This is a genomic window from Novosphingobium sp., assembly GCF_037133355.1.
In the GTDB taxonomy this organism is placed as follows: Bacteria; Pseudomonadota; Alphaproteobacteria; order Sphingomonadales; family Sphingomonadaceae; genus Novosphingobium.
The window spans coordinates 1-25,321 of record NZ_JBAXOI010000003.1 but is presented as its reverse complement, the minus strand read 5'-3'; the positions used below and the strand labels follow the sequence as shown (position 1 = coordinate 25,321).

19 protein-coding genes are annotated in these 25,321 nt (G+C 64.5%); 10 read left to right on the top strand and 9 right to left on the bottom strand.

Annotated elements, in window-relative coordinates:
* The first annotated feature begins 44 nt into the window (after positions 1-44).
* Positions 45-1,793, top strand: a complete 1,749-nt coding sequence (locus WCL10_RS04310) for an amidohydrolase (protein WP_336894396.1) — start codon at positions 45-47, stop codon at positions 1,791-1,793.
* Between the two features lie 281 nt (positions 1,794-2,074).
* Positions 2,075-3,076, top strand: coding sequence for an acetamidase/formamidase family protein (locus WCL10_RS04305; protein WP_336894395.1), 1,002 nt, complete (start codon positions 2,075-2,077; stop codon positions 3,074-3,076).
* Here WCL10_RS04305 and WCL10_RS04300 read toward each other — a convergent pair.
* Genes WCL10_RS04300 through WCL10_RS04285 form a run of 4 tightly spaced genes read right to left on the bottom strand, consistent with a single transcriptional unit; the run spans position 3,063 to position 8,068 of the window.
* On the bottom strand, positions 3,063-4,496 hold the full coding sequence (locus tag WCL10_RS04300; RefSeq protein ID WP_336894394.1) for an amidase family protein: 1,434 nt from the start codon (positions 4,494-4,496) through the stop codon (positions 3,063-3,065). The two genes, WCL10_RS04305 and WCL10_RS04300, sit on opposite strands and share 14 nt — an antisense overlap.
* Positions 4,497-4,518: 22 nt before the next feature.
* The gene (locus tag WCL10_RS04295) at positions 4,519-5,964 is read right to left on the bottom strand and encodes a cytosine permease (protein ID WP_336894393.1); all 1,446 of its coding nucleotides are present in this window, start codon (positions 5,962-5,964) and stop codon (positions 4,519-4,521) included.
* Between the two features lie 2 nt (positions 5,965-5,966).
* Positions 5,967-7,202, bottom strand: a complete 1,236-nt coding sequence (locus WCL10_RS04290; protein ID WP_336894607.1) for a Zn-dependent hydrolase — start codon at positions 7,200-7,202, stop codon at positions 5,967-5,969.
* 8 nt (positions 7,203-7,210) lie between these two features.
* The gene (locus WCL10_RS04285) at positions 7,211-8,068 is read right to left on the bottom strand and encodes an arginine deiminase family protein (protein ID WP_336894392.1); all 858 of its coding nucleotides are present in this window, start codon (positions 8,066-8,068) and stop codon (positions 7,211-7,213) included.
* A 207-nt stretch (positions 8,069-8,275) separates the two neighbouring features.
* Between WCL10_RS04285 and WCL10_RS04280 the strand changes: the two genes are divergently transcribed.
* Positions 8,276-10,213, top strand: a complete 1,938-nt coding sequence (locus WCL10_RS04280) for a primary-amine oxidase (protein WP_336894391.1) — start codon at positions 8,276-8,278, stop codon at positions 10,211-10,213.
* Entirely contained in the window at positions 10,210-11,622 is a 1,413-nt protein-coding gene (locus WCL10_RS04275) for an APC family permease (protein ID WP_336894390.1), read from the top strand. The genes WCL10_RS04280 and WCL10_RS04275 overlap by 4 nt, the downstream gene beginning before the upstream one ends.
* 188 nt (positions 11,623-11,810) lie before the next feature.
* Here WCL10_RS04275 and WCL10_RS04270 read toward each other — a convergent pair whose 3' ends face one another.
* The 5 genes from WCL10_RS04270 to WCL10_RS04250 form a co-directional block, all read right to left on the bottom strand.
* Positions 11,811-12,461 (bottom strand): TetR/AcrR family transcriptional regulator, encoded by a 651-nt coding sequence (locus WCL10_RS04270; protein WP_336894389.1) that lies wholly within the window; start codon positions 12,459-12,461, stop codon positions 11,811-11,813.
* A gap of 8 nt (positions 12,462-12,469) precedes the next feature.
* Positions 12,470-14,116 (bottom strand): long-chain fatty acid--CoA ligase, encoded by a 1,647-nt coding sequence (locus tag WCL10_RS04265; RefSeq protein WP_336894388.1) that lies wholly within the window; start codon positions 14,114-14,116, stop codon positions 12,470-12,472.
* Positions 14,113-15,141, bottom strand: a complete 1,029-nt coding sequence (locus WCL10_RS04260) for a phosphotransferase family protein (protein ID WP_336894387.1) — start codon at positions 15,139-15,141, stop codon at positions 14,113-14,115. The genes WCL10_RS04265 and WCL10_RS04260 overlap by 4 nt, the downstream gene beginning before the upstream one ends.
* Complete coding sequence (locus WCL10_RS04255) at positions 15,129-15,824, bottom strand: SDR family oxidoreductase (protein WP_336894386.1); 696 nt, start codon at positions 15,822-15,824, stop codon at positions 15,129-15,131. The genes WCL10_RS04260 and WCL10_RS04255 overlap by 13 nt, the downstream gene beginning before the upstream one ends.
* 66 nt (positions 15,825-15,890) lie before the next feature.
* Positions 15,891-18,167: a TonB-dependent receptor gene (locus tag WCL10_RS04250; RefSeq protein WP_336894385.1), complete on the bottom strand. Its 2,277-nt coding sequence runs from the start codon at positions 18,165-18,167 to the stop codon at positions 15,891-15,893.
* A 337-nt stretch (positions 18,168-18,504) separates the two neighbouring features.
* Between WCL10_RS04250 and WCL10_RS04245 the strand changes: the two genes are divergently transcribed.
* From WCL10_RS04245 to WCL10_RS04220, 6 genes are all read left to right on the top strand, one after another.
* Positions 18,505-19,260 (top strand): glucose 1-dehydrogenase, encoded by a 756-nt coding sequence (locus WCL10_RS04245; protein WP_336894384.1) that lies wholly within the window; start codon positions 18,505-18,507, stop codon positions 19,258-19,260.
* Positions 19,261-19,279: 19 nt separating this feature from the next.
* Complete coding sequence (locus WCL10_RS04240; RefSeq protein ID WP_336894383.1) at positions 19,280-20,587, top strand: acyl-CoA dehydrogenase family protein; 1,308 nt, start codon at positions 19,280-19,282, stop codon at positions 20,585-20,587.
* Positions 20,584-21,045, top strand: a complete 462-nt coding sequence (locus tag WCL10_RS04235) for a nuclear transport factor 2 family protein (RefSeq protein WP_336894382.1) — start codon at positions 20,584-20,586, stop codon at positions 21,043-21,045. Before WCL10_RS04240 ends, WCL10_RS04235 begins: the two co-directional genes overlap by 4 nt.
* 26 nt (positions 21,046-21,071) lie before the next feature.
* Positions 21,072-21,875, top strand: coding sequence for an alpha/beta fold hydrolase (locus tag WCL10_RS04230; RefSeq protein WP_336894381.1), 804 nt, complete (start codon positions 21,072-21,074; stop codon positions 21,873-21,875).
* Positions 21,876-21,895: 20 nt separating this feature from the next.
* Entirely contained in the window at positions 21,896-23,008 is a 1,113-nt protein-coding gene (locus WCL10_RS04225) for an NADH:flavin oxidoreductase (RefSeq protein ID WP_336894380.1), read from the top strand.
* A gap of 79 nt (positions 23,009-23,087) precedes the next feature.
* Positions 23,088-24,743 carry an NAD(P)/FAD-dependent oxidoreductase gene (locus WCL10_RS04220; RefSeq protein WP_336894379.1) on the top strand — a complete coding sequence of 552 codons (1,656 nt, stop codon included), beginning with the start codon at positions 23,088-23,090 and terminating at the stop codon, positions 24,741-24,743.
* Positions 24,744-25,321: the final 578 nt, after the last annotated feature.

The following is a 25,321-nucleotide window of genomic DNA, read 5'->3' as shown; positions in this document are numbered from 1 at the left end:
GGCCACACTGCTTCCGGATAGCACGCAGCGTGGGGAGAGGCGTGATGGTTGCGGGATTCAAGTGGGCTGCCGGATCGGCGCTGGCGCTGGCGCTGGTCGTTTCGGGCGGGGGAGGGGCCGAAGCCAGGGGCGCGAAGCCGGCCGACCTCCTTATCGTCAACGGCAAAATCGTCACGGTCGACAGCCGGAACCGGGTGGTGCGGGCCGTGGCAGTTCGGGCGGGTCGCATCGTCGGGGTGGGCGATGTCCGGCGCTTTCGTGGGCCCCGCACGCGCCTGATCGACCTGAAGGGGCGCACCATGCTCCCCGGTTTCATCGATGCCCATTCGCATGTCGGCGGCATGGCCGAGGTCGAGGCTCATACCATCGATATTCAGGTCCCGCCGCTCAAGGACGGCGCGGCGGTGATCGCGCGGCTCAAGGATACGGCGGCGAAGATGCCCGCGGGTGCCTGGCTCATCGGCAACGGCACCTACAACCAGACCATGCCCACGCGCGCGGCGCTGGATGCGGCCTTTCCGGACAATCCGGTGGACCTGCGCTGGAGTGCGCACGATCATCTGATCAATCACAAGGCCGCCGAGATCATGGGCCTCGACCGGACTTATCCCGATCCCCCGGCCGGCACCGCCTCGCGCTTCGAGCGCACGCCTGACGGCGAGGTCGCGATCATCCGCGATGCGCAAGTGCCCTGGCCCAAGGACATGATCCCTGCTTTCACGCCGCCCGAGCGCAAGGAAGCGGTACGCCGCATTCTGGACGACTTTTATCTCAAGCGCGGCGTGACGATGGTCTCGGACATGTCCGACGTCGCCAGCTACACGGCGATGTCAGAGCTCAAGCGCGAGGGCCGCCTGCCAATGCGGGTGCGGCTGAACTTCATGATCGGCCCGGTGCTGCATGCCGGGATCACGATTGCCTCTTCGAAGGAGCCCGATCCCGTGGGCCACATCGAGGCGATGGGATACAAGCCCGGCGGCGGCGACGCGTGGCTCAAAGTGGGCGCGATCAAGCTCATTCAGGACGGCGTGTGGGGAACGACCTCTGCGGTCTACCGGCCGCACTGGAAGGGTTCGGCCACGACGTGGAAACCGGACAATGTGGGCGGGGTGACGTATTCGCAGGACGAGCTCAATGCCCTTGTCGGCGATGCCTATCGCCGCGGCTGGCAAGTGCAGATCCATGCCAATGGCGACCGCTCGCAGGACATGGTGCTGGATGCCTATGAAGCGGCGCAGGCCCGTTACCCGCGCCCGGATGCGCGGCTGCGGATCGAGCATTTCGCCCATTTTCTCAGCCTCGATCCGCAGCGCACCGAGCGGCGCCTGCAGCGGATGGTCACGGATCACGTGATCCCTTCGATGCAGGTCGCCTTCCTGTGGCGGCTCGATGCGACCAATGCTGCCGAGCCCGATGTGGCGTTCTTTCCGCTGAAGACGCTGATCGCGAGGGGCATGCACCCGGCTGGCGGGGTCGACACGATCGGCACGCAGAACTTTGCCACCAACCCCTTCTTCTCGATCGCACGCGCGGTGAACCGCGACAGCAAGTACGGGACAATTGTCCAGCCCGAGGAAGCGATCGGCGTGATGGACGCAATCCGGATGTTCACGATCTGGAGCGCGGAGGCGAACTTTCTCGATAAGGACATGGGGTCCATCGAAGTGGGCAAGCTGGCCGATTTCGTTGTGGTCAATGCCGATCCGCTGACCGTGCCCAAGGCGCGGGTGGGCGAGGTGAAGGTCGACATGACGATCATCGATGGCCGGATCGCGTATCAGCGAGCCCCCTGAGCACCGGCCTCTGCCTTCAAGGGCCAAGGCGGCGTCTGATCGGCGTGTCGCCATCGGATTTGTGGAGCATGCTTCCGAAAGAGTTCGCGTTTTGAGCTCACCTATTCGTTACGCAGTATCAAGATACATTCGTCCCCACGTTGGAGCATTTCCAGATTGGCCGTTGATAGCCGGCAGCAAATCTGGAACAGGGTCAGCGCGCGCCGCGCGATCAAACAGGGGCTGTGCAGATCTCGCCGAGATTACCTGGAGCCAACGCGATGCAAAGTCGGATAGGTTTGATGATGCTCGCCGCACTGGCGTTCGCTGTCCCGGCTGCAGCCAAGACGTATGAACTCCAGCCCACGCCGGAGACGGTGGCCTGGGGGCATTACGATGCCACCGACAAGCCGGTGCTGACGATCCAGTCCGGCGACACCGTCGTGATGCGCACGTTGCTCACCAGCAGCCCCACGCGCCTCGAAAAAGCGGGGGTGGCGCCTCAGGACGTCGAACCGGCGCTGCGCGCGGTGTACGATGGCGTACCGGCCGCGGCGCGGGGCCCCGGCGGCCATATTCTCACGGGCCCCATCGCGATCGAGGGCGCGGAGCCGGGCGATACGCTGGAAGTGCGCATCCACAAGATCGATCTGGCAATCCCCTATTCCTACAACGCTTTCGGGGTCGGCAGCGGCTTTCTGACCGATGATTTCCCCTATTCGCGCATGCGCATCATCCCGCTCGACCGGCAGCGCATGACCGCGCAATTCGCACCCGGCATCGAAGTGCCGCTGCATCCGTTCTTCGGCAGCATGGGCGTGGCGCCGCCGCCCGGTTTCGGCCGCTATGATTCAGCGCCGCCCAACATCAACGGCGGCAACATGGACGACAAGGCGCTGGTCGCAGGGACCGTGCTGTTCCTGCCCGTCCACGCGCCGGGTGCGCTGTTTCAGGCTGGCGACGGGCACGCGGCGCAGGGCAATGGCGAGGTCGATATCACCGCGCTCGAAACGTCGCTGATCGGGACGTTCGAGTTCATCCTGCACAAGGGCATGAAATCACCCTATCCGCGCGCTGAAACCCCGGACGCCTATATCGCGATGGGCTTTGACGACGATCTGAGCAATGCCACGCGCAAGGCGCTGCGCAACATGCTCGACTTTCTGGTGACGGCGAAGGGCATGTCCCGCGACGATGCCTATATGCTGATGAGCGTGGCGGGGGACGTTGAAGTGACCGAGCTGGTCGATCGCAACAAGGGCGTCCACGTCGTCCTCAAGAAATCGCTATTCACCCCACACTGATCGCAGGGGGTGGGGGTAGCGGGCCAAGCAAGGCCTCGACAGCGAGCCCGATGCCAAGCAGTTTGCGATCGCTGCCTGCAGGACCGTCGAGTTCGATGGCAACGGGCAAGCCGCCGGCCAGACCTGCGGGCAGGACGAGCCCGGGAAGGCCGGCAGTGCTGCCCGGCGCAATGTTGCGCGAGATCGCGAATTCGAACGGCACGTCGCTGCCTCCAATGCGCACGGTGCTGTCGTCGCCGATCAGAGGGGCTGGTATCATGGTTGCGGGCAGCAGCATGGCATGGACCTGGTTCTCGGCGAACCATCCGGCGAACAGGGCTCTGAGTGCGGGCAGGTGGGTCGTGATCGCGGCGGTATAGAGCTCTTCCGGGATGGCCCTGGGCGCGCCCGGTATGGCAAAGGCCTCGAGCAAGGCCTTCACGTCGGGGCTGACCTCGGTGTGCAGCGCTTCGTAGGTGATGCTGGCCCCGGATGCGGCCAGCCAGCGGGTCAGCGAGGGCACCACATCGTGGATCTGCACTGTCAAGGTAATCGCCTCGATCAGCGCGCCCAGACCCGGCAGATCGGCCCTTACAATCGTGGCGCCAGCCTGTTCCAACCGTTCGATCACGTCATGGACCACGTCTGCCACGGCCGGATCGAGGCCTTCGAAGTAGTAGTCGGGCGCAATGCCGAGCCGCAGCCCGGCGATGGGTGGGGCCACCACGGGCGAGGTATCGCCGGTCAGCACGTCGTCGAACAGCACGAGATCGGAGACATGCCGCGCGACAGGCCCGACCTGGTCGAACTCTCCTGTGATCGGCGCGCAGCCGTCGTTGGGATAGCGGCCGGTGGTCGGCCGAAATCCGGCTATCCCGCACAGCGCTGCCGGGACCCGGATCGATCCTTCCGTGTCCTCGGCCAGAGCGAGCGGTGCCATCCCGGCCGCAACCGTCGCCGCGCTGCCGCCGCTGCTGCCGCCGGGAATCCGGGCAAGGTCCCAGGGGTTGCGCACCGGGCCATAGGCCATGTTGCTGCTGGTCCAGCCGAGCGACAGCTCGTGCAGGTTGGTCTTGCCGAGCACGATGGCACCGGCAGCGCGCAGCCGGGCGACCACCGGGGCATCGGCTGCCGGATAGAACTGGCGCAGCGCGGACGTTCCGGCGGTGGTCGGCAAGTCAGCGGTGTTGATGCTGTCCTTTATCGGCACCGGCAGGCCGTGGAGCGGGCCGAGCGTTTCGCCGGCCGCCCTGCGCGCATCGGCAGCCCGGGCCTCGGCGCGCACCGCTTCGGGATCGAGCGTGATGAACGCGTTGAGGTCCGCGCCTTCCGCGCAGCGCGCCAGCAAGGCTTCGGCGTAGGCCAGCGCAGTGATGTGGCCCTCGCGCATGGCGCCTATCGCTTCAGCCGCTGAAAGAGCGATCATTTCGTGAGGTGTCACCTGCGCCTTCTCCTGATCGTTGCTAGCTCGTGGTCAGACTGCCGCCTGCCAGAGCGTCAAGCTCGGCCTCGCTGGCGGCGATGGCCTCATCCTCGCTTGCGGCGGAGAAGCCCCGGCTGACAAACAGATATGCCGCCGCGGCCACGACCAGCCCGACCAGCCAGGCAAGATCGATACCGCCGAGGGCCTTGGCTGCGGGGCCGGTCCAGATCCCCGGGATCACAAAGAACGGGGCCGAGGCGGCAAACCCGGCAAAGTAACCAACCAGCCCGCGCACGCCGAAGGCGCCGTAGATGCCGTCCGGCCTCGCCAGATCGGTAATTGCGTAGCGGCCCTTGCGCAGGAAAAAGTAGTCCATCAGGTTCACGGCCGTCCACGGACACAGCAGATAGAGCATGACCACAAGGGTGGCGCTTAGTGTCTCGATGGCATCGCCTTGCGCCGAGGCTGACATTGCGGTCCAGAGTGCGGCCAGTACGACGATCGTGACCACCCGGATCCGCCGCGTCGGCTGGACCTGGCGGATGCTGTCGAGGCCGGTGACCACGCTCAGCATCCCCGAATAGGCGTTCATCCCCATGGTCGCCTGCAGCGCGGCCACCGAGCAGACGACCAGCCCGTCGCCCAGATGCGGGACGAGGCCATTCCCGGCCAGAGAGAGGGAAGTGAGGCCGTCCGTCGCGCCCATCCGGCTCGCCAGCCAGGCGCCGAGGCAGATCAGCCAGATCGCCGAGAGCGATGCGCCGAGGAACACGTTCATAATGATCGCCGCGCGCGAGACGGTGCGGGGCAGATAGCGCGAATAGTCCGAGACATAGGGCGCGTAGGTCATGTTGTAGCTGGCGGCCGCCGCGAACTGGGCGGCAAAGGCCGGCCAGTTGAACCCGGCGGCGCCCGCGCCCGGAGGGGAGGTGCCGTGGACGAAGCCGAGCGCGATCGCGACGGACAGCGCCGTGAACAGCGGCAGCGACAGCCAGAACATGCTCTTGAAGGCCAGATGGAGCCAATCATGCCCCCAGATCGCCAGAGCCGCCGCCAGCACGGCGAGACCGACGATCACGCCGTCCTCGTTCCAGCCCCATAGATGGTTGAGCCCTTCGGCCACCAGAATGGTGTTGATCACATTGAAGCCGACGAAGGTGAACACAGCCCCGATCAGCGGCACCACCACCCCGCGATAGCCGAACTGGGCGCGGGACTGGATCATCTGGGGCAGACCAAGCTCCGCCCCCTGACTGGCATGGAAGGCCTGGAAAATGGTGCCGAACAGGATCCCGGTGGTGGCCGCCAGCGCGGTCCAACCCAAGGACAAGTGCAGGCTGGGGCCAACAAAGCCGACAGCTATGGTGAAGAAGTGGAAGTTGCCGAGAAACCAGAACGGCCCCTGATCCGAAACTTTGCCGTGACGCTCGCTCTCGGGAATGTAATCGATGGACCGGGCTTCGATCCGCGTCAGCTTGCGTGCCATGCTCAGGCTGCGCTGTCGAATTGCAGCACGGCCTGCAGCAGCACATTGGCGCCCCGTTCCGCCTCGATCGGCATGATGTTCTCCGTCTCGTTGTGGCTGATGCCGTCTTCACAGGGGACGAAAATCATTCCCGTCGGCGCGACCCGGGAAATGTAGACGGAATCGTGGCCGGCGCCCGAGACGATGGATCGGCGGCTGTAGCCAAGCTGCGCGGTAGCCGCGTCGATGGCGCCTACCACTTCCGGGTGGAACACCACTGGCGGGGAACTCCAGACCGGCTTGATCTCGATCGTAACGCTCAGTGCGGCGGCGATCTCTTCGGCAGCGGCATGAAAGGCCGCTTCCAGCCGGTCCAGCCCTTCGGCCCGCGGATGGCGCAAGTCGACGCTCATCCGGATCGTTTCGGGGACGGTGTTGCGTGAGCCCGGATAGGCTTCGAAAATGCCGATAGTGGATAGGGACGTGTCGGGATCGGAGCGGCCGATCTCGTCTATCGCCACGGCAAGCCGCGCGGCGGCCTGCAGGGCATCGCGCCTCAGCTTCATCGGCATGGTGCCCGCATGACAGGCAAGGCCTGCGATCTCCACATCGAACCAGCGGATGCCTTGCACGCCGGACACGACGCCGATTTCCAGCCCCTCGGCCTCCAGAACAGGGCCCTGTTCGATGTGCAGTTCGAAATGCGCGGCGAGCGGGCGGCCACCGACCGGCGCTGTCCCGTCAAAGCCGCTCTCGGCGAGCGCTGCAGCGAACGACACCCCGTTCCGGTCTTCCCGCGACAGCGCGTAATCAAGATCGAACGCCCCTGCGAACACGCCTGCGCAGAGCATGGCCGGAGCGAAACGCGCGCCTTCCTCGTTGGTCCAGTTCACCACTTCCAGCGGGTGGCGCGTGACCACGTCGGCATCCTCAAGCGTGCGCAGAACCTCGAGGCCCGCGAGGACGCCAAGGATGCCATCGAACCGCCCGCCGGTGGGCTGGGTATCGAGATGGCTGCCGATGGCGATGGGTGGCAGGTCGGGGTCACTGCCCGTCCGGCGTGCGAAGATGTTGCCGAGCTGATCGATGGTGACCGCGCAGCCGATGGCCTCGCAGGCCTCGACAAACCAACGCCGCACCGCCGCGTCCTCCGGCGAGAGCGCCAGGCGGCACAGTCCCCCCTTTGCGGTCCGGCCAAACGCCGCCGTTTCCATCAGCGTGGACCACAGGCGCGCCCCGTCGACCCGGAGGTTGGACAGATTGGCGGTCAGGGGAGTGGCTCCCGGCGCAGCGGCATGGTGAGGCAGTGGATGCTGCCGCCGCCGAGGCTGAACATTTCGAGCGGTGGATCGAACACCTGCACCTGCCGCCGCCGCAGTTCGTCATTGATGCGGGTGCTGTGGGCCGGTGAAAGCACCCGGTTGCCGCCAAGTGACAGGAGGTTGCAGCTCATCGCCATGACTTCCGCATAGCTGGCCTCGATCCGGTCGATACCGTGCGCCGTCAGCCAGTCGGCGAAATCCTCGCCCAAGGCTTCGATGCAGGCCACGGCGAGGTTGTCGGTTGCCATGCAGAACAGGACGTCGAGGTGCAGGAAATGCTCGGGGAAGGGCTGCAGCCGAACTTCCCAGCCTTCCGCCTCGAACCAGCCGGCCATCTGACGCGCGCCCGCCAGATCGGTGCGCACACCGGAATAGCCGATCACCGCAAGGCCGGGGCGGATCAGATGGATGTCGCCCCCTTCGCAGGTGCCGCTGGTGGCATAGCGCCAGAAGCCGTCCTGCTTGAGGTGGAAGTCCAGCACCGCCGCATATTCGCCCCGGCGGGCAGGCATGCGCAGCTGCGTCAGCACTGGTCCCCAGGGCGTCGTCTGGCTCGAATCCCGCGTGTAGACCTGGTAGGGATGCTCCGGATCGGGGGTCAGGAAATGGCACGTGACCCCGGCGCGTTCGAGCGCATCGACCATCCCGGCATACTGCGCCTTGGCGACATCGGCGTCGAACTGCACCTGATTGGTCAGGGTCGAGTGGGCGATGGAATTCGTGTCGATCCAGCGGTAATGGTCCGGAGGACAGAGCAGCACGTCCGTCAGGACCCCGGTTTCTGAATCCACTGTCCAGCGCAAGTTCTGCTCCTCGATCTTGATCTGCCCTGCATTCCTAACCGCTCTGGCAGCCCGGGGGAATAGCCCTGATTGGCAGGCGCGATGCGTCGTGGCGGGAGCATTCCCGAGCGATGAGCCAGTCCCGGAAAATGCAGGCCGAAGCCAAAACTTGACATCCATCAAGTCTTCTTGGACCTCTTATGTCTCCGTGAGACAGGATTGCTTGCCATGCCGATCGACGAGATCGAACCACCGATTGCGGCAGAAGGCCCCAAGCATCCTCTTTCGCCCTTGAGCGCTGCCGAAGTCCTGCTGGCGGTGGACATCGTGAAGGGCTCGGATCTGTTCGGGCCCCAGACCCGGTTCGAGACGATCGAGCTGTTCGAACCCCTGAAGGCCGAGGTTCGCCAGTACTGGCCTGGCGATCAGATCCACCGCCGAGCGCGCGTCAATATCTTCGAAGCCGACCGGATCGGGGTGACCAGGCTGATCGTTTCGCTCGCCGAGCGCGTTATCATCAGCCGGCAGCATCTGCCGGACCAGCGGTCGATGATCCAGCTTGAGCAATTCGGCCAGATCGAAGCCATTGTCCGCGCGGACCCCGCCTTCATCGCCGGCTGCGCCAAGCGCGGCATTACCGACATGAGCAAAGTCTGCGTCGATTCCTGGTCGGCCGGCAATTTCGGCGTGCCGGGCGAGGAAGGGCGGCATCTTTGCCATGTCTTTGCCTGGCTCAGGCTCTATGAGAACGAGAATTTCTACGCCCATCCCATCGAAGGGCTGAACGCCGTGGTCGATCTCTCCACCAGCGAGGTCATCCGCGTCGATGACTACGGCATGGTGCCCATTCCGATGCAGGAGTCCAACTACGAAGCGGGGCTGCTGCAGAGCGACCGGCCGGCACCCAAGCGGATCGACATCGTGCAGCCCGACGGCGTCGGCTTCTCCATCGCGGACGGGGTCTTGCGCTGGGACAAATGGTCCGTGGTTGTCGGCTTCAATGCCCGCGAGGGGCTGACGCTGCACGACATTCGCTATGATGACCGTCCCATCGCCTATCGCGCCTCGATCGTGGAGATGGTCGTGCCCTATGGCACGCCCGAGAACGGGCACTTTCGCAAGAACGTGTTCGATATCGGCGAGTACGGGGTCGGCAAGCTCGCCAATTCGCTGACCTTGGGCTGCGACTGCCTCGGCGTGATCGAGTATCTCGATGCGCATATCAACAAGATGGACGGGTCGCTCATGACGATCCCCAACGCGATCTGCATCCATGAGGAGGACGCGGGGCTGCTGTGGAAACACACCGACTTCCGCACCGAGCGCGCCGAGGTCAGGCGGTCGCGCAAGCTGGTGATCTCGAGCATTTCGACCGTCGGCAACTACGAATATGGCTTCTACTGGTATCTCTTTCTCGACGGCGGGATCGAGTGCGAGATCAAGGCGACCGGCATCATCAACACCGGCGCGTGCGAGCCGGGCAGTCCTGGCAAATACGCGACCGAGGTGCTGCCGGGGGTAGCCGCCCACATCCACCAGCACTTGTTCTGCGCGCGGCTGGACATGACCGTCGATGGTGATGCGAACCGCTTTGTCGAGTGCAATACCTACGCCGAGCCCGCCGGCCCGGCGAACCCTTACGGCAATGCCTTTTACGCTGCGGACGAGGTGCTGGAGACCGAACTAGCCGCCTGCCGCCGCGCCAATCCGGACACGATGCGGTTCTGGAAGGTGGAAAGCGCCGAGCGTCACAACCATGTCGGCCGCCCGACTGCCTACAAGCTCGAGGCGAACCACATGGTGACGCCATTCGTGCGGCCCGACAGTTTTTCCGGGAGCCGGGGCAGGTTCGTTGAAAATCACGTCTGGGTGACCGCGTTCGACCCTGAGGAGCGCTATCCGGCGGGCGAGTACATGAACCATTCGACGGGGAAGGGCGGTCTTCCCGATTTCGCGGCGCAGGACCGCCCGATCAAGGATGCGGATATCGTACTGTGGCATGTCTTCGGCTTGCACCACCCGGTGCGGGTCGAGGATTTCCCGGTCCAGCCGGTCATCGAAACCGGCTTCAAGCTGGTGCCTTGCGGCTTTTTCGATCGCAATCCGGCAATCGACCTGCCGCCCGCAGCCAACAAGGCGAGCTGCTGCGCCAAGGCGTCGGTGTGACGGACGGAGTGCGGCCGTCCGGCCCTAGCGCTACCGGGCACAAGTCGATCAGCAGCGCGCATATCGTGTTCTTCGTTGTTGCTGCTGCCGCTCCGATGACCGCGGTGCTCGGGACTTCGACCGCCGCCTTTGCTTTCGGCAATGGGCCCGGTGTGCCGGTCGTCTTCCTGATGATCGGCGGACTCTACCTTCTGTTCAGCGCAGGATTCACGGCGATGAGCCCGCACGTGGCCAGTGCCGGGGGCTTCTATGCCTATGTGACTTTCGGTCTAGGGCGCCGTGCCGGCGGTGCGGTCGCGGCTGTCGCGGTCGCGACCTATCAGGCGATTGCAATGAGCACTTACGGCCTGTTCGGTTTCTTCGCGACCCAGACCTTGCGGACCGGCCTTGGCTGGGCGCCGCCCTGGTGGATCCCGACACTGCTGCTCGCGGGCGTTGTCCATATCTGCGGGCGCCGTGCGGTGACCTTCAGCGGCAATGTGCTTGCCTTCTGCCTGCTTGGTGAAGTCTCGATCCTGCTTGCGCTCGGCATCGCTATCCTTGCCCATCACACTGGACCATTTCTCGCCATCGCATCGCCTTCGACCATATTCGGGCCCGGGCTCGGCATTTCGATCGTGTTCGTCGTGGTCTCGTTCATCGGGTTTGAAGCGACCGTCATTTTCGGCGAGGAGGCACGCCATCCGGCACGCGACATTCCCCGCGCGACTTATGTTGCCGTCATACTGATCGCGCTGTTCTACAGTTTCAGCACCTGGACGATCACGCTCTATCATGGCCCGTCTGCGATCAAGGCGGCAGCTCTGGCGGATGCGGGCAACCTGTACCTCACCCCCATTCGCGCCCTGCTTGGCTGGCCGGCGTTCGTGATTACCCAGGGCCTGCTGCTGACAAGCACCTTCGCCTGCATCCTGTCGTTTCATGCGACGATCGCCCGCTATCTATCGGGGATTGCGCGCGAGGGCTTGTGCGATGCCCGGCTTGGCAGCCTTCATCCGGTACACGGCTCACCGCATCGCGCCGGCCTCGTCCAGACGCTCGTCAGTATTGCCATGGTTCTGATCTCCGCGCTGCTCGCAATCGACCCCTACGCCGGCATGTTCGCCTGGGCCGGTGCCTTTGCCAGCTTGGGCATCCTTGCGATGCAGGTGCTGACTTCGGCTGCCGTGTTCACATTTTTCCGCCGGACCGCACTGCCGATCGGCAAAGGCGTATCGTTCATCGCCCCACTGACAAGCGCCGCAGCGCTGATGGCGGCGCTGGTCATGGCGACAGCCAACCTCGGGCTGATTGCTGGAACCGATAGCAGCGCCGTATTCGTGATGCCCGTCTTGCTTGTGCTGATTGCCGCAGCCGGATGGTTCTATCAGCCGAGCAGCCCGGACACCGCGTTATCCCTTGAGGCGTGATGCCGGGTCACCGACATGTAAGGCGCATCCAATGTTGGCCGAATAAGCCTCCAGGGCGGTTGCAGACGTCGTATTGCGCGGCGGAAGCTACCGACCTGATGTTTGGCACCGGGAAGGGCCCCCTGCCACCTATTCCGATTGTTGCATCTGGCGAGATCTGGCCCGCCGGACGAGGTGTTTAGCCGGCGTCAGATCGCATTTCTGCGCAGCATGCGAATGGTGTTTTCGCGGTAGTGCTGCATCAAGGTATGCAGATTGATCGCCGAAGGGTTCGCCAACCACTGGTAGACCAGTCCAAAAATGAAGGCACTGAATTCAACTGCGAAGCTTTCGGGGTCGACGCCGGGGCGCGCTTCACCATCGCTGATTGCCTGTGCCAGCCAGCGCGCGGTATCCTTGCGATAGGCGATGTGGTTGGCGGCAAGGCGGCGGCGCACGAGCGGATAGCTGCTGATTGATTCAAACCACAGGATGTACATCGCCTGCATCTGCTTTGTACGGTTGAGCAGGAAGAACTCTACCGCATCGAGCGCGCCTTCGAGTGCCGCAAGACCCGTGTTCTTGCCGACAAAGCGGCGCAGTTCGGCCGCCCAGGTCTCGTTGAAGTCACGCACCAGCAAGCCGAACAGCGTTTCCTTGGAACCGAAGCGGTTGCTGGCAAGGCCGCGGCTGTAGCCGGCGCGTTCGCCCACTTCCTTGAGCGTGGTGTTGTGGGTGCCGTTCTCGACGATGAGATGCATCGCCGCCTCGAACATCCGCGCGTCCGAAAGCGCGGTGCGTTCGCCCTGGGTCAGTCTGGGGCGCTCGACCGGAAGTTCGGCTGGATGGGAGATATTCACGTTCAATCCTAGTCTCCGAGGGTGAAGCCGGTTTCCACAACCACAGTCATCCCCCCGGCGTCGAACTGCTCCCTGAGTGTCTTCTTGTCGAACTTGCCGACACTGGTCCTCGGGATGAAGTCCGCATGGGCCCAATACTCGGGTATCATGAATCTGGCAAACTTCTCCCGGAGGCCGGCGCGCAAGGCGGCGGGGACAAGTTCGGCGCCGGCCGCCATGACCACGACGGCGAGCGGGCGTTCCTCCCAGCGGGGATCGGGGATCGCGAAGACGGCGGCTTCGGCGACGCCGGGCAGCGCGGCGATGCCGTTTTCGAGATCGGCGGAGGAGATCCACTCCCCGCCCGACTTGATAAGGTCCTTGGCGCGGTCGGTTACCTCGACAAAGCCGAGCGTATCGATCCGCCCGACATCGCCCGTGCGCAGCCAGCCGTCGGCGGTGAGGCGCGAATCCTCGGGGGCCTCGTGAAGATAGCCGCCCGTTACCCAGGGTCCGCGCAGCTGGAGGTGGCCCATGGCCTTGCCATCCTCCGGGAGTGGGTGGTCCGTATCGTCGACAATCCGCACGTGCATGCCGGGGACCGGCCGCCCGGCCTTGGCGCGCCAGGGGGTTTCGCCTTCGGGGCCGGTTTCGCGCGGGGGGAACGAGAGCACGCACATCGGGCTCGTTTCGGTCATGCCCCAGCCTTGCACGACATCGACGCCCCACGCGGCCTTGACCCGCTCGATGAGGCTGGCGGAAACCGCCGAGCCGCCCGAGACGATGGTACGGAACGAGCCGAGATCGAGCGGCGCCCCGGCGTGGGCCTGAAGCAGGTCGTTGAGGATCGTGGGCACGGCGGCCATCAGGGTCGGCCGTTCCTGCGCGATCAGGTGGGCGAGGTGCGCACTTTGCAGGTGGGGCCCGGGGAGGATCAGGTCGCTCCCGGCAAGCCAGCCGGAATAGGGCATGCCCCAGGCATTGGCATGGAACATCGGCGGGACCATGAGGATGCGGTCGCGGTTCGAGATCGCGAAGGTATCCGCCGCCATCGAAGCGAGGCTGTGGAGGTAGACCGAGCGGTGCGAGTAGACCACACCCTTGGGCAGGCCTGTCGTGCCCGAAGTATAGCAGATGGCGGCCGCATCGGTTTCGACGAGCGTGGGCCACGCTGTCATCGGGGCTGCGCGGGCAATCAGATCTTCGTATGCGTGGATCCTTCCGGCAAAACCCGCGATGGCTTGCGGCGCGTCGCCGATAACGATGACGTGGCCAAGCGCGGGGCATTCCGACAGGATCGGCGCGATAGCAGGAAGCAGAACCGCATCGACGATCAGCGCGCGGTCTGCAGCGTGGTTCATGATGTAGCGGATCTGCTCGGCGGGCAGACGCACGTTGAGTGTGTGGAGCACGGCGCCCATGGCCGGGACCGCGAGATAGGCTTCAAGATGCGCGGGGCTGTTCCAGCAATAGGTTGCGACCGGCTCGCCCGGCGGCAGGCCAATCGCGGCGAGAGCGCCGGCAAGCTGGCGCGCCCGCCTGGCGGTTTCGGCGAAGCTGCGCGTGTGGGTGGTGGTGCCGTCGAAGGAGACGACGCGGCTTGCGCCAAACAGCCGCTCGCCGCGATCGAAGATCATCTGTGTCGACAACGGATGATCCATCATCGTCGATTTCATCGGACCTTCCCCTTTTCGAGGATGGCCGCCGCTTCATGCAGCAGGGCCGGAACGTCGCGTTCAAGGCCGCGCGAATAGGCGGTATCGACCTTGCCGTGCGTCTGGAGCACCCAGGCGCCCTCGACGATGGCGGCAAGGCGCCAGGCGGCAAAGACGATGTAGTAGTCGATAGCGGCGTGGCTGAATCCGGTCGCGGCGGACCAGTGCTCGGCCAAGGCCCGGGCCGGCATGACGCCCGGACGGTTGGTCAGTCCCTGAACGAACGGGAAGCCGAGCACGGCTGCGGGATCGCGCTGCCAGAAGAACAGGCACAGGCCGAGATCGACCAGTGGATCGCCCAGCGTTGCCATTTCCCAATCGAGGATGACCCTGAGTTCGGGCCGGTCGGGGGCGACGAGGCAGTTGTCGAGATGGAAATCGCAGTGGATCACGCTGACGCGGTCCATCCCGGGCTGATGGGCGAGGAGCCATGCGCCGATCTCCTCAAGGAGTGGCAGATCGCGCACCCGGTCAGCCGCCCGGACCTTGAGCCAGCGTTCGACCTGCCGCTGGACGAAGCCATCAGGGCGCGCAAAATCGGCGGGGAGCACCTCGCGCCAATCGACGGCGTGGACGCGCGCGAGCCCTTCCACCATGGTCAGACCAAGCTGGTTCACGGTCTCGTCGGTGTCGGGCCAGCCGGCCGGAAGGTGCTCGGTAAGCGCGACGCCCTCGACCCATTCGGTGACGGCAAAGCACTGGCCGATCATGGCCGGATCAGCGCACCACGCAATGGCTTTGGGGACCGGAGCGCGGCCGGCGAGCGCGGCGATCACGCGGTATTCTCGCTCGATCCCGGCAGCGGCGCGGTCGGAAATGACATTGACCGGCGGATGGCGCAGCACGAGGCGGCCTTCGCGCGTTTCGATCAGGCGGGTTACGTTGGAATTGCCGCCGGCGAGGACCTGGCCGAGGACAATGTCGCTGCGCCCCGTCGCCTCCGCCAGCCATGCCTGCAGGCGCCTTTCGGCGTCTACAGGTTGCACATCAGGCCTCCGTCGGTGAACACGACGGATCCGGTCATGTAGCGCGAGCCAGCTACCCACCAGCACACTTCGGCCATTTCCTCGACCGTGCCCATGCGCTGGAGCGGAATCCGCGCAATGATCGCATCGCGCGCGCGCTCCGAGATCGTGGCGGTCATTTCGGTCTGCACGAAACCGGGCACGACCATGTTGACCCGGATCTGCCGTCGCGCGAGTTCGACTGCGAGTACCTTGGTAAGGCCGGTGAGCCCTGCCTTGGAGGCGCCATAGCAGCTATCGCCGGGAAAGCCCCGGAAGCCGACGACTGCGCCCACGTTCACCACCGATCCGCCTTCGGGGATGAGCCCGACAAGCGCGCGGACCACGCGCATTGGTCCAGAAAGATTGGTGGCGAGAGTAGCCTCCCAGTCCTCGTCGGTGATCCGGTCCAGCCCGCCGCCGCGGTGAAGCCCGGCATTGTTGACCAGCACGTCGAGACCGCCCCAGCGCGTCTCCACCTCGGCGGCGATGCGGGCGACGTCTTCGGCTTTGGTGACATCGGCCGAGATGCCGAACACATCTGTGCCCATCGCGGCCGCGATCCCGGCGATTTCGGGGTCGCGGCCAACGATGCAGACCTTGCAGCCCTGGCTGGCGGCGAGCGCGGCGACCGCGTGGCCAATGCCACGCGATGCCCCGGTCACCAACCAGCGGCGGACATCAGGTTGGGACCCGGAAGGAACCTGCACCATCGTGCCCGCAGCCTGCGATCAGAAGTTCTGGGTGACCGCAACACCCCACGACCGGGGCGGACGCGGCGCGCCGTAGCTCCAGATGTTCTGGACGTCATAGCCGATCGTATAGCCATCCTCGTTGCCGAGGTTCTTGCCGAACACGCTGATCATGGTCTTGTTGATCTTGTAGCTGATCGAGGCGTCGAGCAGATACTGGGCCTTGTTGCGCAGGTTCGGGTTGTTGAGGAAGGTCAGGTCGTGCTCGCCGATCATGTGCAGCTCAGCATTGGCCATGACCGTGCCGGGACCGACATCCTGCTCGTATGACGCGCGCGCATCCCAGGTCCAGCGCGGGGCGCGGCGGATTCTGAGGAACGTCGCATCCACCGGCGTTCCGGTGCTGTAGATGTCTCCGAAGAAGTCCTTGTACTTGGAATCGAGGTACCCGACGTTGCCGCCGATGGTGAAGTTCGAGGTGATCCGCGCAGTCAGGTCAAGCTCGATGCCCTTGAGATCGGCCTTCGAGGCATTGATCGTGCGGTTTTCGCGCCCCGTCGATGTGCCGGGTGCCGGCACGTCGAGGTCCTGCTGCATGTCCTTGTACTTCATCATGTAGAACGCGCCGTTGAGGCGAACGCGGTCGTTGAAGAACTGGGTCTTGAAGCCGAGTTCGTAGTTGTCGAGCGTCTCGGGGTTGTAGGGCGTGGTGGCAGCGCCGATCGTTGCGGGACGACCATTGAAACCGCCGCCGCGATAGCCGCGCGACCACAGCGCGTAAGTCATGACCTCGGGCGTCCAGTTGTAGCTGAGGCTGACCTTGGGGGTGAACTTCGACCAGCTCGCCTGGATGGGCGTCGGCATCACGATATTGACACCTGCTACCGGCGGGAGCGTGACGATCGGGTTCTTCTCCTCGAGCGTGCCGTAGATGAAGATCGTCTTGTCGTTGACCTGTGTGGTCTTGCTATCGTGCGTGTAGCGCCCGCCCACGGTGAGCTTGAGCTTGTCGTTGAACTTGTAGTCACCTTCGAAGTAGCCGGCCCACGACTTGGTCGTCTGCGTCACGTCCTGCGCGCTGGTGAGCAGCGGCGGACCGGCGAAGCCGATGTAGTTCTTGAGGTTGATGGTGTACTTCGAGAACCACTGGTAGCCGCCGAGCACGAAGGTGAGCGGACCGCCGCCACCCATGACCAGGCGGGCCTCGTTGGTAACCTGCCGCCAGCGGGCCGGGCGATCGGTGTGATAGAGCGTCTGGGGCGTGGAATCGAAGTCCTGATTGATCGATTCCTTGGTCTTCAGGTAGCCGAGGATGTATTCGAAATCGAGGTTGTTGCCGATCTCGTACTTGAGCTTGCCGATGGCCATGTCGAGCTGGAAGCGTGCGCTCTTGTCGACCGGCGCATTGCTGACGCTGACGTAGCGGTCACCCGTGATCGGCTGATCCGGGGTGGTCGAGCAATACTTGTAGACTGCGCAGAACAGGTCGGTGGACTTCGCCAGTGCGTTGAGCTGCGGCGGGTCCTGACGGGTGAGCTGGTGATCGTAGCTGAGGCTGATTTCCAGCGCGGGAGTCGGCGTCAGCAGCAGCTGGCCGCCGATCGCCCGGAAGTCGGACTTCTGGCCCGGGACGTTGAAAGTCTTGTTGAAGACATAGCCGTCAGTCGAGTTGTAAGCGCCCGAGACCTTGAGCGCGACATTGGGCGCGAGGCCGAAGCTGACGACCCCCTGGAAATCGAACGTATCGAAGCTTGAATACGTGCCGCGCACCTTGCCGGTGAGTTCCTGCGTCGGCTTGGAGCGGGCAAGGTTGATCACGCCGCCGGTGGCGTTGCGGCCGAACAGCGTGCCCTGCGGACCACGCAGCACTTCGACGCGGTCGACGTCGATCGCCTTCAGGAGGCTGCCCGAGCTCTGGCCGAGGTAGACATCGTCGATCACCACGCCGACTGCGGGGTCCACCGACTTTTCCACGTCGGCCACGCCGACGCCGCGGATGTAGATGGCGGCGACGCCGCCGGGGCCCTGCTGCGTATCGTCGATCAGCACGTTGGGCGCGGAATTGGCAAAGTCGCGCACGTCGGAATCGAAGCGCTTGGCAAGATCGGTGGCGCCGAGCGCACTGATCGAGGATGAGACGTTCTGGAGGTTCTCCGTGCGCTTGCGCGCCGTCACCACAATGGCCTCAAGGCCTTCGTTCGCTTCGCTGGCTGCGGCCTGCTGCTGGGCCTGGGCATATGCCTCGCCCGCAATCAGACCGGTGGCTGAAATCGACGCTGCCAGCAGCGCACGCATTGCCTTACCCGACATGCTCATCCCATCTCTCCCTCTCTCGCCACGCTCTTGTGTCGTGACCTGATTATCCCCGGCGACATCGTCGTTGTTTGCAGTGCGCAGGGCGGGGTAGTTCCCGTCCGGACGCGCTGCAGACGTCATGGCCTGACCGGGGTCTATCAAACTTGCTATACCCGAACAAGTTATATTGAAGGGCGTTTTCGGGCGGATTCTTTGGGTTTGTTATGTTGCCTAGCATTTTTGGGGAATCTTCAGGGATTCTGCCGAGTCAGGCCCGTTTGACCGACGCAAATTTTGCTTGTCTGAAACTAGTAAGTGTGGTCCACCAAAGGCCATAAGGAACAACGGGAGAGGCTCGATGAGTGGCAGGCTCGAGGGCAAGGTGGCGCTCATTTCCGGCGGGGCGAGCGGGCTCGGCGAGGCTCAGGCCCTGCTCTATGCCCGCGAGGGTGCGCAGGTGCTGATCGGCGATCTGCAGGAAGCGCTCGGCGCCGCTGTCGTTGCCAGAATTAAGGACGAAGGGGGCGAGGCCGCCTTTACCCGGCTTGATGTGACCGACCTTGCCAGTTGGCAGGCGGCGGTGGCGCTCACTGTGGCGACCTTCGGCAAGCTTACGACGCTGGTGAACAATGCCGGCATCTTCCATCCCGGCGGGATCATCGATGAATCGCCCGAAGGCTGGGCGAAAATGGTCGCGGTCAACCAGACCGGCGTGTTCTACGGCATGAAGGCCGGCGCGCCCGAACTGGTGAAGTCCGGCGCCGGTTCGGCCATCGTCAATATCTCCTCGCTCTATGGCCTCATCGGCAGCCCAGGTGCGATCAGCTATCACGCGTCGAAGGCCGCCGTGCGGGTAATGGGCAAGGGCGCCGCGCTCGAGTTCGTGAAGCAGGGCGTGCGCGTGAACACGATTTTTCCAGGGCAAATCCGCACTCCGATCCTGGGTGATATCACGCCCGAGCAGGATGCCGCGATCAAGGCTTCGATTCCCATGGGCGTGGTGGGCGATCCGATGGACGTCGCCCATGCCTCGCTGTTCCTCGCCTCGGACGAGGCGCGGTACATCACCGGCGCGGAGTTGTGGGTCGATGGTGGCTGGTATGCAGGTTGCTGAAAAGGTGAGCATTTAACTGATGGCGTGGGATTTTTCGACCGAACCTGAGTTTGCCGAGAAGCTCGACTGGATGCGCGATTTCGTGAAGCGCGAGATCGAGCCGATGGACCTTGTTTTCCGCGGGCCGGGCGATCCGTTCGATCCGCGCTCGAAGGCGCGCCGGATCATGAAACCGCTGCAGAAGATTGTGCGGGACAAGGGCCTGTGGGCCTGTCACCTTGGCCCCGAGCTGGGTGGGCAGGGCTATGGCCAGCTCCACCTTGGCCTGATGAACGAGATCTTGGGGCGCAGCCGCTTTGCGCCGACCGTGTTCGGCACGCAGGCGCCCGATACCGGCAATGCCGAAATCCTCGCCCGCTTCGGCACCGAGGAGCAGAAGGCGCGCTATCTCCAGCCGCTGCTCGATGGCGATATCGTCTCGTGCTTTTCGATGACCGAACCGCAGGCGGGCGCCGACCCGGGCGAGTTCCTCTGCCGCGCGCGCGCCGATGGCGATGACTGGGTGATCGAGGGCGAGAAGTGGTTTGCAAGCCACGCCGACATGGCCGAGTTTCTCATCGTCATGTGCATCACCGATCCCGACGTGGCTGTGCATGCCGGCTCCTCGACGATCATCGTGCCCCGCGATGCGCCGGGCCTTGAAATCGTGCGTAACACCGCCGTCGGCCCCAAGGACGAGATCGGCAGCGGCGTACACGGCTACTTGCGCTTCAACCAGTGCCGCGTGCCGCTCTCCAACACGCTGGGCGCGGTGGGCGGCGGCTTCAATGTCGCGCAGTCGCGGCTTGGCGGGGGGCGCATCCACCATGCCATGCGCACCGTGGGCATGCTGAACAAGGCGCTCGACATGATGTGCGAGCGCGCCGTCAGCCGCGTGACCAAGGGCGAGCGGCTTGCCGACAAGCAGATGGTGCAGGAGCGCATCGCCGACAGCTACACTCAGATCACCCAGTTTCGCCTGCATGTGCTCTATGCGGCGTGGCTGCTCGATCAGGACAAGGGCTACACGCACCGCGTCCGCCGCGAGATTTCGGCGATCAAGGCGGTCATGCCTGGCGTGCTGCGCGATGTGGTCTACCGCGCGCTCCACCTCCACGGCTCGCTCGGCATGTCGAACGAAACGCCGCTGATGGACATGTGGCAGTACGTGCCGGAAATGGGGATCGTCGACGGGCCGACCGAAGTCCACAAGGTCTCAGTGGCCAAGGACATCCTGCGCCGTGTCGATCCGGCGCCCGGGCAGTGGCCGACCTATTTTGTCCCCGAAACCCGCGCCGCCGCGCTGGCGAAGTTTGCGCCTTATCTTGAGGAGGATGCTGCCGGATGACCCAGTCCCTCGAACAGCGGCTCGATTGGCTCGAGACGCGGCTTGCGTTGCAGGACCTCGTTTCGGACTACTGCCTTGGCTTCGACAAGCGCGACATGGCGCGCTTCATCGCGATCTGGTGGCCCGATGCGGTGTGGGAAATCGGCCCGCCGTTCGGCGATTTCGTCGGGCATGAGGGCGTGAACCACGCGGTTTACGATATCCTCTGGCCAGCCTGGGGAACATCGACCCACTATACCACCAACCTGCGCGTGACCCCGGTAAGCACCGATGTGGTCGAGGGTATCTGCGATGTCTATTGCATCGGGAACAGCAGCGAAGGCCAGGCACAGACCGTGGCGGCGACCTATACCGACCGCTTCGAGCGGCGCGATGGCGTCTGGAAGATCGCGCGGCGCAAGGTCACCATGCATCACTTCAGCCCGCTGACGGGCATTACGCTTTCCGCACCGCAATAGCGGGCGGCGCATCAGGGAGAGAAACGATGGCGAGGTTCGATTGCGGCGATGGCCGCTCGGTCTACTACGAGCATCACCGCGGGGCCGGCGTGCCGGTCGTACTGATTCACGGCTGGGCTATGTCTGGCCGGATCTGGGCGGGCACTGTGGAGGTGCTCAAGGCGGCTGGCCATGCGGTGATTGTGGTCGATCACCGGGGCTGCGGACAGTCCGACCGCGATTTTGATGACGTTTCGATCGCCGCGATTGCTGGTGACGTGGCAGGGATCGTGCGCAAATGCACCGATAAGCCGGCCGTCCTCAACGGCTGGTCGCTGGGCGGCGCGGTGGTGGTGGAAGCCGCCGGGCTGCTAGGGGCGGCCTGCGCGGGTGTTGTGCTGACTTGCGGCGCGGCGCCCCGGTTCATCAAATCGGACGATTTCCCCTATGGCGGCGAGCCGGGCTCGCTCGAGGCGACGAAGGCGGCGCTTGGCGGCGATCGCGCGGCGTTCTTCCGCGGCCTTTCCAGCGGCGTCTGCGCCAAGCCGGTAAGCGACGCCATGGTCGACTGGATGTGGGCCGCGTTCATCGACAGCGGTCCGGGCGTGATCGAATCGCTGATGGATCTTGGCAACGTTGATCAACGCGAGGCGCTGAAGACGCTGCCGGTGCCGCTGCTCTCGATCGTCGGCGGCGCTGATGCGATCCTCGATCCGGGTGTGGGCAAGGCGGCGGCCGAAATGGCGCCGCACGGCACGCTCGTGCTGATCGAAGGCTGCGGGCACGCGCCCTTCATCGAGGATGCCGAGACCTATCACGCCGCGCTGCGTGATTTTCTGGCCAAGATCTGACCCGAGGCGGGATGACGACAATGATTTCACTGGATCCGTTTTTCACGCCGTTCGACTGCAAGTCGCTGCACCTAGCCAATCGCTTCGTGATGGCGCCGATGTCGCGCTACTTCGCGCCGGGCGGCATTCTTTCGCAGGAATCGGCGGACTACTACCGCCGCCGCATCGAGGGCGGGGTGGCCGCCGTGATCACCGAGGGCGTGTCGGTCGACCGTCCGGGCGCGGTCGCGGCCGATACCGTGCCGTCCTTCTACGGCGAGGAAGGCCTTGCCGCCTTTGCGAGCGCCACCGCCGATATCCACCGCGCGGGCGGGGCGATGATCCCGCAGCTCTGGCATGTCGGCGGCTGCGAGGATTTCAACTTCCCGGATTCGCCGCATCCGCCGCTCGAAAGCCCCTCGGGCCTCGTGGGCCCCGATATTCCGGGCGGTCGCGTGATGACCTCAACCGACATCGACGAGGTGATCGCTTCCTTCGCGCGCGGGGCGGTCGAAGCGCAGCTTATGGGCTGCGATGCGGTCGAACTCCATGGCGCGCACGGCTACCTGTTCGACCAGTTCTTCTGGACCGCAACCAACAAGCGCGATGACCGCTACGGCGGTGACGATATCGCCCAGCGCGGGCGCTTTGCCGCCGATTGCGTAGCGGCGGTGCGCGCGGCTGTGGGGCCAGACTTCACGATCATCTTCCGCATCTCGCAGTGGAAGACCTACCAGTACGACGCGAAGATCGCGAACAACCCCGCCGAGCTGGAACGATGGGTTGCGCCGCTTTCGGAGGCCGGGGTCGATATCTTCCACTGCTCGGAACGGCGTTTCTGGGAATCCGCATTTCCCGAGGAAGACGACCGCAACCTTGCCGGCTGGACCAAACACATCACCGCCAAGCCGACGATCACCGTGGGCTCGGTCGGGCTCGACCGCGACCTGATGGAAGATTTCGTCGCGGGCGAATCCGTCCCGACGCTGAAGTCGATGGACGAATTGGTGCGGCGCTTCGAGCGCGGCGACTTCGATCTCGTCGCCGTGGGACGTGCGCTGCTGGCCGATCCGAACTGGCTGCAGAAGGTGCGCGCCGGTGCGGTGGACCAACTGCTGCCGTACTCCAAGGCATGCATGGAAACGCTCTACTGAACTTGCAGGACTGGCCTGCAAGTACCTGATCATGAACCTATCGCGGCCGCAAACGATGGCCGCAAGGAGAGGATGACCGATGACCACGACCACCATCGCCCCTGAGGCCGCTGCCGACGCCGATGGCGCAAGCCGGCCCGACTTCGACGCCATCGCGATCGGCGCGGGCTTTGCCGGCATCGCGCTCATCCACTACTTGCGCGAGGCCGGGCTCTCGATCCGCGTGTTCGATCGCGCTTCTGACGTCGGCGGGACCTGGGCCTGGAACCGCTATCCGGGTGCGGCGACCGACAGCGAGAGCTACTACTACTGCCTGACCTTCTCGAAGGAGATCCTGCAGGAGTGGAAGTGGACCCAGCGCTACCCGGGCCGCGCCGAGACGCAGGCCTATATCCGCTATGTTGCCGACAAGTGCGACATGATGCCCCACATCCAGCTGAACACCGAGATCACCGAGGCGCGCTGGCTGGCGGACAAAGGCTGGTGGCAGGTCACGACCGGTACCGGCGAGAGCTTCACCTGCAAATACTTCATCAGCGGCATGGGGATGATCTCGCAGCCCGAGATCCCGGCGCTCAAGGGGCTCGACAGCTTCAAGGGCCCGCTGTTCCACTCCTCGCGCTGGCCGGAAGGGTTGGACTATGCCGGCAAGCGGGTCGGCGTGATCGGGGCGGGGGCGACCTCGGTGCAGATGGTGCCCGAACTGGCCAAGACGGCGGCCGAGGTCACCGTGTTCCAGCGCACACCGAACTACATCCTCCCCGCCATGCAGCGCCCGATGACGCCGGAGTGGGAGAAGGAGATCAAGGACAACTACGACGCGATCGTCGCCAAGTGCCGCAACCACGTGTTCGGCATGGCCTTCGACAGCCCGGTCGGGCGCAATGTGCTCGATGCCACGCCCGAGGAGCGCCAGCGCATCTTCGAAGAGAACTGGACCGGCAGCTTCCGCTGGGTGTTCGAAACCTTCGACGATCTGCTCGCCAGCCCCGAGGCCAACAAGCTCGCCGGCGATTTCATCACGAGCAAGATGAAGGCGCGGGTCAATGATCCCGAACTCGCCGAACTGCTCTGCCCGACCTATGACGATTACCCGCTCTTCGCCAAGCGGCCGCCGCTCGATCACGGCTATATGGAAGCATTCAACCGCGACAACGTGCATCTGGTTGATATCAAGAAGCGTGAGCCGATTGTCGAAGTGACCGAGACCGGGGTGCGCACGACGCAGAACGAGTTTGAATTCGACATCATCGTGCTGGCGACGGGCTTCAAGGCCTATACCGGCGCGCTCGAAGCCTTCCCGATTGTCGGGGCGAGCGGTCAGACGCTCAACGAGAAGTGGGGCACGGTTTCGGGCAGCATCATGGGGGTCTGCGTCGCTGACTTCCCCAACATGTTCATGGTCACCGGCCCGCAGGCGCCGTTTGCCAATCTCCCGACCTCGATCGAGCAGAACGCGATCTGGATCAGCGCCTGCATCCGCAAGATGGAGCACGAGGGCTTGAAGACGTTTTGGCCCAGGCCAGAGGCGGAAGCGGCCTGGACCAAGCAGACCGCCGACATCCATGCGCAGACGCTGATGGCGCAGGGCGACAAGGTCAATTCGTGGATGATGGGCGCCAACCGCGCCGACAAGGGCGCACGCGTGCTGATCTTTTTCGGCGGCGCGAATTTCTACTACGACGCGATGGACCAGTCGGCAGCGGCCGGCTTCCCGGAACTGGAGTTCCGCTAGGAGCAGGGGGCGTTTCTGCCTGGCGGATAAACCACAATGATCCGAAAACCATGGGCGCCTTGGCAGGTTTTGCAGTTGGCCCGGAAATTGGTGGACTTACCAGGGCTCGAAGGGGCAGCTCAACAAGAGCTGTGATCAGAGGGTCCTGGTGCGTCCAGAATCGGCCAAGAATGGCGGATTTCTGCAATCCTTGATCTGTTTTGTTCTTGGCATACCGGGGGCAGTGAACTCAGGGTCAGTCTACCAATCAGCCCTTCATTGCTGGGGGCGGTTTCGGTTGGAGGCTGCGGCGAGGGAGCGCGTGCAAGCGCCGTAGTGCGGCCGCCAGCACGTGCTTAAACATAACGCGCCGGTTGGGCACGTGGCGCGCCTAAGCCTCGACATTGGTCAAGGCATGGTCCGCCACCCGCTGGCCCGCAAGATGGCTCTGCGCGCTGGACAACGGCCGGTCTGCCGAAAGTTTCACCATGCCGGCGGCGACCGGGTTTCGCTCGACAGGGCGCACGGCCGACATAAGATGGAGATTGACCTGCCCCCCGGCAGTCCCTCAGTCATAACGAGAGTCCAGCGGTTAAATA